Source organism: Leuconostoc carnosum, from assembly GCF_007954525.1.
Lineage (GTDB): Bacteria > Bacillota > Bacilli > Lactobacillales > Lactobacillaceae > Leuconostoc > Leuconostoc carnosum.
The window spans coordinates 573,502-585,677 of record NZ_CP042374.1 but is presented as its reverse complement, the minus strand read 5'-3'; the positions used below and the strand labels follow the sequence as shown (position 1 = coordinate 585,677).

At 38.5% G+C, this 12,176-nt stretch carries 10 protein-coding genes; 8 read left to right on the top strand and 2 right to left on the bottom strand.

What is annotated here, in order from left to right:
* Positions 1–39: 39 nt before the first annotated feature.
* Both rpsT and rpsO read right to left on the bottom strand, forming a co-directional pair.
* Positions 40–291, bottom strand: coding sequence for a 30S ribosomal protein S20 (rpsT, locus tag FGL89_RS02765; RefSeq protein ID WP_014973919.1), 252 nt, complete (start codon positions 289–291; stop codon positions 40–42).
* A gap of 49 nt (positions 292–340) precedes the next feature.
* The gene (gene rpsO / locus FGL89_RS02760) at positions 341–610 is read right to left on the bottom strand and encodes a 30S ribosomal protein S15 (protein WP_013103687.1); all 270 of its coding nucleotides are present in this window, start codon (positions 608–610) and stop codon (positions 341–343) included.
* 230 nt (positions 611–840) lie between these two features.
* Between rpsO and gatC the strand changes: the two genes are divergently transcribed.
* From gatC to obgE, 8 genes are all read left to right on the top strand, one after another.
* Positions 841–1,149, top strand: a complete 309-nt coding sequence (gatC, locus tag FGL89_RS02755) for an Asp-tRNA(Asn)/Glu-tRNA(Gln) amidotransferase subunit GatC (protein ID WP_147000353.1) — start codon at positions 841–843, stop codon at positions 1,147–1,149.
* A gap of 2 nt (positions 1,150–1,151) precedes the next feature.
* Positions 1,152–2,618: an Asp-tRNA(Asn)/Glu-tRNA(Gln) amidotransferase subunit GatA gene (gatA, locus tag FGL89_RS02750; RefSeq protein ID WP_147000351.1), complete on the top strand. Its 1,467-nt coding sequence runs from the start codon at positions 1,152–1,154 to the stop codon at positions 2,616–2,618.
* Between the two features lie 17 nt (positions 2,619–2,635).
* Entirely contained in the window at positions 2,636–4,075 is a 1,440-nt protein-coding gene (gene gatB, locus FGL89_RS02745) for an Asp-tRNA(Asn)/Glu-tRNA(Gln) amidotransferase subunit GatB (protein ID WP_147000349.1), read from the top strand.
* Between the two features lie 173 nt (positions 4,076–4,248).
* Positions 4,249–5,238 carry a diacylglycerol kinase family lipid kinase gene (locus FGL89_RS02740; RefSeq protein ID WP_014973923.1) on the top strand — a complete coding sequence of 330 codons (990 nt, stop codon included), beginning with the start codon at positions 4,249–4,251 and terminating at the stop codon, positions 5,236–5,238.
* 77 nt (positions 5,239–5,315) lie between these two features.
* Positions 5,316–6,710 (top strand): 23S rRNA (uracil(1939)-C(5))-methyltransferase RlmD, encoded by a 1,395-nt coding sequence (rlmD, locus tag FGL89_RS02735; RefSeq protein ID WP_147000346.1) that lies wholly within the window; start codon positions 5,316–5,318, stop codon positions 6,708–6,710.
* Between the two features lie 195 nt (positions 6,711–6,905).
* Positions 6,906–8,525 (top strand): CTP synthase, encoded by a 1,620-nt coding sequence (locus FGL89_RS02730; RefSeq protein WP_147000344.1) that lies wholly within the window; start codon positions 6,906–6,908, stop codon positions 8,523–8,525.
* A gap of 109 nt (positions 8,526–8,634) precedes the next feature.
* Positions 8,635–10,446, top strand: coding sequence for an excinuclease ABC subunit UvrC (gene uvrC, locus FGL89_RS02725; protein ID WP_147000343.1), 1,812 nt, complete (start codon positions 8,635–8,637; stop codon positions 10,444–10,446).
* A gap of 188 nt (positions 10,447–10,634) precedes the next feature.
* Positions 10,635–11,954: a GTPase ObgE gene (gene obgE, locus FGL89_RS02720; RefSeq protein ID WP_147000341.1), complete on the top strand. Its 1,320-nt coding sequence runs from the start codon at positions 10,635–10,637 to the stop codon at positions 11,952–11,954.
* Positions 11,955–12,176 lie beyond the last annotated feature (222 nt).

Here is a 12,176-nt window from a genome sequence, read left to right as displayed (position 1 = left end):
ACACGTAGATTATTTAAAAATCTACGTGTTTTTTATTGATTACTTAACGTACTTAGCTAGGCGTGACTTTTCACGTGAAGCCTTGTTCTTCTTAATCAAACCTTTTGAGTAGGCGTGATCAATAGCTGAAGAAGCAGTCTTGTACAATTCTGCCAAGTTGTCTTCACCAGCAGCTGCAGCTTTTTCAAAACGCTTAACAGCTGTACGGTAGGCACTGGCTTGAGGTTCATTACGGTCGTGTTGCTTCTTAGCAAGACGAACACGTTGAATAGCTGATTCAATAACAGGCATATGTCTTTTCTCCTTAAATTTGATACGAGGTTTTCATGTAATCCGAGGATTAACGACGCAAACCTAAGCGTTGGATCAATTCACGATAACGTTGAATATCAGTGTTGCGGAGGTAACGTAACAAGTTACGACGGCTACCAATCTTCTTCATCAATCCACGTTGTGAGTGGAAATCATGCTTGTGAGCTGCCATGTGTGTGTTCAGTTCGTTAATATCAGCAGTTAAAACTGCGATTTGTACTTCAGCTGAACCAGTATCGCCTTCGTGGCGAGCATATTCCGTGATGATTTCGTTCTTACGTTCTTGTGTAAGGGCCATAATCATATCCACCTTTCTAAAATGTCGCCGAGAACTGTGTAAAGCGACGGTGAGACGCTAAACAAAGTGGTCGGTCGTGTTGTTTCTACAACAGGATTAATTATACGCGATTATCATTAAAATGCAAGAGGAGAGATGTAGGGAGTTATGGTAAAATGATTAAGTATAACAAAAAGTTTTAGTTGCAGTAGTAATTAAGAGAACTGAAACACATTTAAAGGAGTAAGTAAATGTCTGAAACAACCATTTCCAAAGAAGAAGTTGCTCATGTTGCTAGTTTAGCTAAGTTAGCATTTAATGACGCTGAACTTGAGCAATTTACAACGCAATTGAGCGATATCTTAAATATCTTTAATACACTTAGTGAAGTGGATACTGACAATGTCGAACCAACTTATTCAGTGACAGAAAATATTAATCATTTACGTGATGATATTGCCGATAATTGGCACCAAAAAGAGGCATTACTGAGCAATGCACCATCATCAGCTGCCGACTTAATTAAGGTACCAGCAATTTTGGATGGTGAGGGAAAGTAATCATGACAATTAATTTTTTTGATAATGACTTGAATTCACTGCACGATCAATTAGTGAATAAAGAAATAACAGTTACTGAGTTAACACAAGCTGCATTAGATAATATTGAAAAGACAGATGATCAGTTGAATGCATTTATCATGACAAATGCACAAGAAGCTATGAAAAAGGCCAGTGAGATTGACGAAAAAGGTGAGTTTGCGCATATTTTGTCTGGTTTACCGGTAGCTTTAAAAGATAATTTGTCAACCAAAGGCATCCCAACGACTGGTGCATCACATATTTTGGAAGGTTTCAAGCCAGTTTATGACGCAACAGTTGTTGATAAGCTACAAAATGCGGGTGCGATTTCTGTGGGTAAGGCTAACATGGATGAATTTGCTATGGGTGGTTCTACAGAGACGTCTTATTACAAGCAAACGACTAATGCCTGGAATCATACTAAGGTGCCTGGTGGTTCATCTGGTGGTTCAGCGGCTGCTGTGGCTGGAGGACTAGTTCCATTTGCATTAGGATCAGATACTGGTGGTTCAATCCGACAACCTGCAGCATTTAATGGTATTGTTGGTTTAAAACCAACATATGGTCGCGTTTCCCGTTGGGGGCTCTTTGCTATGGCTTCTTCATTAGATCAAATCGGACCATTTACACGGACTGTAAAAGACAATGCTTTAGTATTAAATACGATTGCTGGTTTTGATGCCAAAGATTCAACGTCATCTAATCGTGATGTACCAGATTTCACTTCTAAGTTATCGGGAAATGTTAAAGGCCTTAAAATTGCCGTACCGAAAGAATATTTTGGCGAAGGTATTGATCCTAAAGTTGCCGCAACGGTGAAAGCTGCTATCGCACAATTAGAGGCGTTAGGTGCCATAGTTGATGAAGTGACTTTACCACATACAAAATATGGTGTGGCTGCTTACTATATTATTATGTCATCCGAAGCCTCATCGAACTTACAACGTTATGATGGTGTGCGTTATGGTTTCCGTGCTGATAATGTTAAAACACTGGAAGATTTGTACGTTAAAACACGATCAGAAGGTTTTGGAGACGAAGTTAAGCGTCGTATTATGTTAGGAACTTTCTCACTGTCGGCAGGTGCATATGATGCTTTCTTTAAGAAAGCAGCTAAAATCCGTACTTTACTCATTGAGGACTTCAATAAAGTCTTTGAAGATTATGATGTCATTGTGGGACCAACTGCACCAACAGTGGCATATGGTTTGGGTGAAGAAATTGATGACCCAACAGCGATGTACTTGGCAGACGTATTAACGATTCCGGTGAACTTAGCTGGATTGCCAGGCTTATCAGTCAATGCCGGATTTGTCGATGGCTTACCAGTTGGCTTGCAAATTATTGGCAAGCCATTTGATGAACAAACAGTTTATCAAACTGGTTTTGCTTACGAACAAGCGAGTCGTCTTTTTGAAAAAAAGCCAGATATTGCTAAAGCATATTAAAAAGGAGGGACACATTAATGGGAACTGGAAATTTTGAAACAACAATTGGGCTTGAAGTCCATGTTGAGATGCAAACAAATTCAAAACTGTTGTCACCTTCACCGGTACATTATGGTGATGAGCCGAATGAAAACACGAACGTCATTGATTTTGGTTATCCTGGTGTTTTGCCCGTAGCCAACAAAGGGGCGTTGGAATATGGTATGCGGGTGGCATTAGCTTTGAATGCGACAGTATCACCTTTTATTCGTTGGGATCGTAAAAATTATTTTTATCCTGATAATCCGAAATCATATCAAACAACACAATCACAAACACCAATTGGAACCAATGGACACTTGGATGTGACATTGACCGATGGCACAATCAAACGTGTACGGATTAAAGAAATGCACGTGGAAGAAGATGCGGGTAAAAATACCCATGGTGATGATGGCTATTCATATGTTGATTTGAATCGTCAAGGTACTCCCTTGATTGAAATTGTATCAGAACCAGATATTGCTTCACCTGATGAGGCGTATGCTTACTTAGAACAATTACGCCAAGCTATTTTGTTTACAGGTGTGTCTGAAGCTAAGATGCAAGAAGGACAAATGCGTGCTGATGTCAATATTTCAATTCGTCCTTATGGTTCGAGTGAATATGGTACGAAGGTAGAAATGAAGAATATTAATTCATTTACCTATGTCCGTAATGCTTTAATTTTTGAAGAACAACGTCAAGCAGAAGTATTACGTTCAGGTGGCGTTATTCAACAAGAGACGCGTCGTTACAACGAACCAACAAAGTCAACAATGTTGATGCGTGTGAAAGAGGGGGCTGATGACTATCGTTATTTCCCCGAACCCGATTTAGCACCCGTTGTGATTGACCAACAATGGATTGATGAAGTGGCAGCCGAGTTGCCAAAATCAGCTAGTCAACGTCAAAAAGATTATGTTGATACGCTTGGGATTGCGCCATATGATGCCGAAGTCTTAACACAGACTTTGGCAATGGCTGATTTTTATGATGCCACAGTGGCTGATGGTGCCGATGCTAAGCGCGCAGCCAATTACCTCATTGGGGATGTTAATGCCTACATGAACAAGCATCAAGTCGAACTACAAGAGACAAAATTAACACCAGAACATCTATCAGGAATGATTAAATTAATTGAATCTGGCACAATTTCAACGAAGCAAGCTAAGCAAGTCTTTGAAGCAATCATGACGGGTGAAGAACCTGAAGCTTTTGCTAAGAAAAATGGCTTAGTACAGATTAGTGATCCAACAGTTTTGCTTGGCTGGATCACAGAAGTCTTGGATAATAATCCACAGTCAATTGAAGACTTTAAGGGCGGTAAAGACCGTGCAACTGGTTATTTGATCGGGCAATTGATGAAAATGTCCAAAGGTCAAGCCAACCCTGGTGTTATGAATAAGCTGCTGTTAGAAGAACTCGCAAAACGATAATAATTTTTAATCAGGCTTTGGCCTGTGTACATAGTATGATGAAAGGATAGTGTGCACGGAAACGTGTTGGACAGTGTAATGATTTTAGTGAACAAATAGTTTTTCTAATTATCAATTAGAAAAACTATTTGTTCACTAGTATCTTGCAGACAGCTGTCAGTTCACACTTTAAAATGAAAGCACGAATTATTTATAATCCAACGTCAGGGCGCGAAACGATCAAACGTGAAATGTTAGATATATTACAAGTATACGAACAAGCAGGTTATGAGACGTCCGCTTTTGCTACTACACCAGAACCAATGTCTGCAGCAAAAGAAGCAGCGCGAGCAGCAAAGGTAGGGTTTGATTTGATTGTAGCCGCAGGTGGTGATGGTACAATCAATGAAGTTGTTAATGGATTAGCCCCATTAACTAAAAGACCCATGATGGCTGTTATTCCAGCTGGTACAACCAATGATTATGCCCGTGCTTTAAAATTGCCACGAGATGAACCGTTAGAAGCTGCAAAGGTCATTTTTCAACATGAGACGATCAAGATGGATATTGGTCAAGTGAGCAATCATGATGAAACAAAATATTTTATGAATATTGCAGCGTTGGGAACGATTAGTGAAGTAACTTACACTGTACCTTCTTTAATGAAATCTTTGTATGGCTACGTTGCATATCTAGTGAAGGGTGCAGAATTAATTACGCGTATTAAGCCAGTTAATGCCAAGGTAACGTACGATGATGGCGAATATTCTGGTAAAATATCAATGATTTTTTTGGCGCTAACGAACTCAGTGGGCGGTTTTGAGTCAATCGTGCCTGATGCTAAATTAGATGATGGTAAATTTACACTGTTAATTATTAAAGAGTCGAACTTGGCGCAAATTTTACAAATGATTGCTCAAATGTTAAATGGTGGCAAGCATATTGATAATTCACAAATGATTTACAAAAAAACGAGTAAAGTAGAAATCACACCACTTGATGATGATCAATTGAAAGTCAACTTAGATGGTGAGTATGGTGGTGATGCGCCAATGGTATTTAATGATCTTCAGCAGCATATTGAATTTGTTGCTAATCGATCAGGGATGCCTGAAGCAGCTACTATTTCTACTCAGAAAGCACAACAGTTTGTAAAAGATGTTGAAAAGCTAAATACGAACTAATATTTTAAGTGGGTGTCGAAAAACCCTGAAAGGAAAGTAGTATCACATTAAGTTATTATTGTGATACGCAAAAAATTATGGCAAAAGCTAATCGTGTATACAAAGAGAAGGCGCCAGTAGTTAAAAATCAAGAGGTTGAAGCTACTGTCGTGGATATAACCTATCAAGGCATGGGGGTTATCAAAATTGATAACTTTCCCATCTTTGTGGTAGATGCAATTCCTGGTGAAATAGTTAGAGTTGGTATTACAAAAGTATTGAAGAGTTATGCTTTTGGACGTGTATCAAAGCGTATACAATCATCACCTAACCGTGCCGAAAATGTGAATCAAGATGCTATTGCAACTGGTATTGCACCACTAGCTAACTTGAAATACGACGCACAATTAATTTTTAAACAGGAACAGGTTGTGCAATTATTTAAGAAAGTTAATATCGATGTTGATGTAAATGCAACAATTGGTATGGAAAATCCATATAGGTATCGAAATAAGGCACAAGTACCAGTAAAAATGATAAATGGTCGTTTGGAAACTGGTTTTTACCGTCGTGGATCACATAAACTGGTACCAATTGAAGATTTTTATATTCAAGATGAAAAAGTTGATGAAGCAGTGACTGTGACACGAGATATTTTACGAGATTTAGGTATTTCAGCTTATGATGAGACGACTAAAAAAGGTGTTATCCGTCATATTATGGCACGCCGTGGATACTATTCACATGAATTAATGGTAGTTATTGTGACACATAGTAAAAAGTTACCAGAAGCAGAGGCAATTGCTACACAGTTACAGGCAAAACTCCCTGAATTAAAGAGCTTTATCCACAACATTAATCATGAAGGCAATAACGTGATTATGGGTGAACAAAACGAGACTATTTGGGGTGCTAATGAAATCCATGACCAATTAATGGGCAAAGATTTTGTTATCGGACCTAATTCGTTTTATCAAGTTAATCCACAAACCATGGCAGTATTGTATTCATTAGCAGCCGAAAAAGCTAATTTGAAGCCAACTGATATTGTGGTGGATGCTTATTCTGGTATTGGAACAATTACTTTATCAATCGCTGACCAGGTGAAGAAAGTTTATGGTGTTGAGGTTGTAGCAGATGCTGTAGCTGATGCCAAAAAGAATGCTAAGAATAATCATGTTGATAATGTTGAATTTGTCACAGCAGATGCACCCGAACAAATGGAAAAATGGGCAACAGAAGGTCTAAAACCAAATGTTGTTTTTGTTGATCCACCACGAAAGGGATTGACAGCAGAACTGATTTCAGCAGTGAGTGCAATGAAACCTGAGACTTTTGTTTATATTAGTTGTAATCCAGCGACATTAGCACGTGATGCGGTTCAAATTTTGGACGAAGGATTTGAAATTGATGGTCCTGTACAACCTATTGACCAATTCCCTCAAACAACGCATGTTGAAGCTATTACAGTATTTAAGCGTGTTAACAAGTAGTCATGTTTTGGGACTTATTGTGTAACAACTTAAATAAATATTTGACAAATATAGGTTAACTCTGTATTATATATTAGGGCTCCCATTTATTGGGACAGACGTTAAAAGCTCCCAAGGTAATCTTGGGGGCTTTTCTATTTTATTTTTACCCCTGAAACGTTGTGCGCGCATCGCGCTAAATCATGAGGAGGCATCATGACAGATAAACAAGTCAAATACATTTTCGTTACCGGTGGCGTTGTGTCATCTCTTGGCAAAGGGATTGTAGCAGCATCACTTGGTCGTTTGCTTAAGAATCGTGGCTTAAAGCTCGCAATTCAAAAGTTGGATCCTTATATTAATATTGATCCAGGTACGATGTCACCTTACCAACACGGTGAAACTTTTGTGACAGGTGATGGCCTGGAAACAGATTTGGATATGGGACATTACGAGCGGTTCATGGATATCAATACTAACATGTATTCCAATGTGACTACTGGTCGTATTTATTCTGAGGTTCTAGCAAAAGAACGTCGTGGTGATTATAATGGTGGTACAGTTCAAGTCATTCCGCATATCACTGATGCTATCAAAGATAAGATGAAAAAAGCTGCGGAATCAACAGATGCTGATGTGGTTATTGTTGAAGTTGGTGGTACTGTTGGTGATATTGAAAGTTTGCCATTTATTGAAGCATTACGCCAAATGAAATCAGATTTAGGCAGTGAAAATGTTTTTTATATTCATACGAGCTTGATTGTTTACTTAACAGCTGCTGGTGAAGCTAAAACAAAGCCAACACAACATTCGGTGGCGCAGTTACGATCATTAGGTATTCAACCTGATATGATTGTTCTACGGACATCAGAACCACTTGAAGACAGTTTGAAAAAGAAGATCTCAACATTTACAGATGTTAAGGCAGATGCCGTAGTCGAATCTCGTGATGTCGAAACATTATATGAAATTCCTTTGAATTTACAGGCGCAGGGAATGGATGATGTTGTTCTAAATAAACTACAAGTTGATGCACCAAAAGCTGATATGGATAATTGGGCTAAGATGGTTGAAAATATCAAACACCCTCAGCAATCAGTTAATATCGCGATAGTTGGTAAATATACTGACTTGCCAGACGCTTATATTTCGGTAAATGAAGCTTTGAAACATGCTGGTTATGCGAAGAAAGCTGATGTTCATATTAAGCACATTAAGTCCGAAACTGTAACATCAGAAAATGTTGAAGAGTTGTTGGCGGACGTTGATGGTATTATGATTCCTGGTGGCTTTGGTCCCCGCGGTACGGAAGGTAAAATTGCAGCTATCCGCTATGCTCGTGAGTCAAATATTCCATTCCTAGGTGTTTGCTTGGGCATGCAGTTAGCATCAGTTGAATTTGCACGTCATGTTTTGGGTTATCAAGATGCAAACTCAACTGAATTAGATCCAAAAACAACTGCACCCATTATTGATTTGATGAAAGATCAAGAAAATATTGAAGACTTGGGTGGCACATTACGTCTTGGCTTGTATCCTGCTAAGTTGGTGCCAAACACATTGACGGCTAAGGCTTATGATGATGTTGATGAGATTCAACAACGTCATCGTCATCGCTACGAATTCAATACACGTTATCGTGCGGAATTTGAACAAGCAGGTATGATATTTGCAGCGACATCACCAGATGATCGTTTGATGGAAGTGATTGAATATTCGAAAAATGATTTCTTTGTAGCAGCACAGTACCATCCAGAATTCTTATCACGCCCTGAACGACCAGAAGGTTTGTATCGTGATTTTGTAGCAGCAGCACTGCAACAAAGCAAAGGTTAATACGTGACCAAATGTTTAAATCATGATATTAGTAGAATGATAAGTAGGAACACGCGAACGCGTGTTTTTATTTTGCCAAAAAGTATACAAGGCTTGGTATAATAAAACTATGTTAGCAAATCCCTCGAAACACATCGAACAAAAACTCACGTTACTGCCAGCAGAACCTGGGTCATATCAAATGAAGGATAAAAACGATAAAATTATTTATGTTGGTAAAGCTAAAAATCTAAAGAATCGTGTACGTTCTTACTTCAAGCAAGATCATGATGGCAAGACAGCCGAGCTAGTCCAAAATATTGTTGATTTTGATTTTATTGTTACTAATTCTGATAAAGAAGCTTTTTTGTTAGAAAATGAGCTGATTAAAAAGTATAAGCCATATTACAATATTCGACTAAAATATGGTACAGGCTATCCTTATATTAAAATTAGCAAAGAACGTGATCCAAAAATGTCGCTAGTCAATGAAGTGAAAAAAGATGGCGGCTTTTATTTTGGTCCGTATCCAAACGTTTACGCTGCACAAGAAACCTTGCGTTTTTTAGAAAAAAATTATCCTTTACGTCGTTGTAATGGTTATCAAGGACGCCCTTGTTTATATTACAATATGGGCCAGTGTTTAGGACCATGTTGGCGCGAAGTGTCGGCCAGCGATTATCAAACACAAATTGAGCGGATTAAGCGCTTTTTAGACGGGGATACTGCCACTGTTAAACGTTCAATAAATGAAAAAATGAAAATTGCTGCAGAAACATTAGAATTTGAACGTGCTGCTGATTTGAGAGATCAATTGAAATATATTGATGAAACTGTTGAAAGTCAACGTGTGTTGTCTAAAGATACAACGCCACGTGATTTATTCAATTATTATTTGGATAAAGGTTGGATGACTGTTGAAGTATTCTTCTTACGTCAAGCTCGATTAATTCGCCAATTCAAGCGTACTTTTTCTGTTGTTGGCGAAGCTGAAGAAGAAGTCCTCAGCTTTATCCAACAATTTTATTTACAGCGTAATATTCAAAAACCACGTGAGGTTCTCGTACCTAAAGGCATTGATACCATAGCATTATCCGAGGTGTTATCAGTACCTGTACGGACACCGATTAGAGGAGAAAAACGTGATTTATTAGATTTAGCAGGTAAGAATGCTAGAATTGCATTGGAAGAAAAATTTCGATTAATGCAATTAAACGAGAAAAAAACAACCGGCGCAATGGCTGAAATTACAAATGCTTTAAATCTACCATTGGGGCATCGCATTGAAGCATTTGATCATTCGCATACGCAAGGCGTTGAGATTGTTAGCGCAATGGTTGTTTTCGATGATGGTGTACCGAATAAGGATTTATATCGAAAATATAAAATTAAGTCAGTTGATCATGCTGATGAATGGTCAGAAACACAAGAAGTTATCCGTCGACGTTATGGTCGCCTGCTTAAAGAGGGTGGCACGATGCCTGATTTGATTCTGATGGATGGTGGTGAGATACAATTACATGCTGCCAAAGAAGTACTAGAAGATGAATTAGGCATGACAAATGTGCCAATCGCAGCGATGGTTAAAAATGACAAACACAAGACGGCTGATTTAATTGATGGTAAAACTGAGCAAATTGTAACGTTAGATAAGCAATCAGAAGGTTTCTTTTTAGTTCAGCGTGTGCAAGAAGAAGTGCACCGATTTGCGATTAATTTTCATCGGCAATTGCGTAGTAAGAATTCACTGGCTTCACGTTTAGATACAATTGACGGTGTTGGACCAAAAACACGGCAAAAGCTATTACGTGAATTTGGGTCATTACCAAAAATTGCAGCAGCGAGTGTGAAAGAATTAGAAGCCATTGGGATTAATGAAAAACTAGCACGTGTGATCCATATGAGTTTACAAACCGGATCAGGACTCAAGGCTGAAATATAGCAGTTATTCGCACTAAAGTTTGTTTTATGTTAAACTAGAGTGTTAATTATCGCAAGCTCATGAATTATAGGCAGACAAGGAGAAAAGGCACGAGTTGGGAAAAATCAATGTTCCGTATTGAATAGTTTAATGACTATTTACTGAGATTAGGAACCTCTTAATGACTTTTCTTGCGTGCTCTAAATAATATGGCATTTGTAGATCAAGCAGAAATTGAAGTAAAAGCTGGAAAAGGTGGCGACGGCATCGTTTCGTTTCGTCACGAAAAATTCGAACCAATGGGTGGTCCCTTTGGCGGTGATGGTGGTCACGGTGGATCCATTATTTTTAAAGTTGATGAAGGATTACGTACCTTGATGGACTTTCGTTATAATCGCCATTTTAAAGCACAACCAGGTGGTAATGGTGGCACAAAGGGGATGACTGGTGCCTCGTCTGACGACCGTTATATTAAAGTGCCACAAGGCACGACAGTAAGTAACATTGATACGGGTGCAGTTTTAGGTGATTTATTAGAGAATGGGCAAGAACTCGTTGTAGCTCGTGGCGGTCGTGGCGGTCGTGGTAATATTCATTTTGCGACGTCGGCTAACCCCGCGCCTGAACTTTCTGAAAACGGAGAACCAGGCGAGCTACGTAATTTGAAATTAGAACTGAAAGTACTGGCTGATGTTGGATTAGTTGGATTTCCATCAGCTGGAAAGTCTACTTTATTGTCAGTTGTTTCAAATGCAAAACCAAAGATAGCAGCTTATCATTTTACAACTTTAGCACCAAATATTGGTATGGTACGTTTAGATGATGGGCGAGACTTCGTCATGGCTGACTTACCAGGATTGATCGAAGGTGCTTCTGAAGGCATTGGCTTAGGTTTCCGATTTTTACGACATGTGGAACGAACAAAGGTTATTTTACATTTAGTTGATATGTCAGGTATTGAAGGAACAGATCCTTATACACAATATCGTAAAATCTTAACAGAATTACAACAATATGATGAAACCATTCTTAATCGTCCACAAATTGTGGTACCAACAAAAATGGATATGCCAGATTCAGCTGAGAATTTGACTGAGTTTAGAGAAAAAGTAGCAGCTGATTCAGGCTTATTAGAGACACCAACTATTCTGCCGATTTCTGCACTAACACGTGATCATGTGAAAGAATTAATGACTTTAACAGCGGAAATGCTTGAAAAAGCACCATCTCCTGAAAGTTATCGTCCAGCAATTGAAGTTGATGAGACAGAAAAGACTTATGACTTTAAGCCAGAAAAGCATGATTTCACAATTAATTGGTCAGCAGAGGATGAACAGTGGGTCGTTGGCGGTGATGAAGTTGAGAAGCTATTCTTGATGACTAATATCCAGCGTGATGCTACAATTATGCGTTTTGGACGTCAATTACGTCATATGGGCGTTGATGATGCCTTACGTAAGGCTGGCGCTAAAGATGGTGATGATGTTCGTATTAATGATTCTGACTTTGTTTTTGAGTTCAGTGACTAATTAAAAAATTAATAGATGATAGATAACCAGTTATTTATGAGCTGGTTTTTTTGTGCCAAAATAACATTGTGAAGCTACAAACGTTGATATAAAGATAAGCTTCACAATCTTTCACTCACAATTTGTTATATAAAAGTGCTATGATATGGTTATTAACAAATGATGGAGGAAACGAGTGTCACCACGCTGGTTATCTTGTGATATTTAACTATTGGTATATTT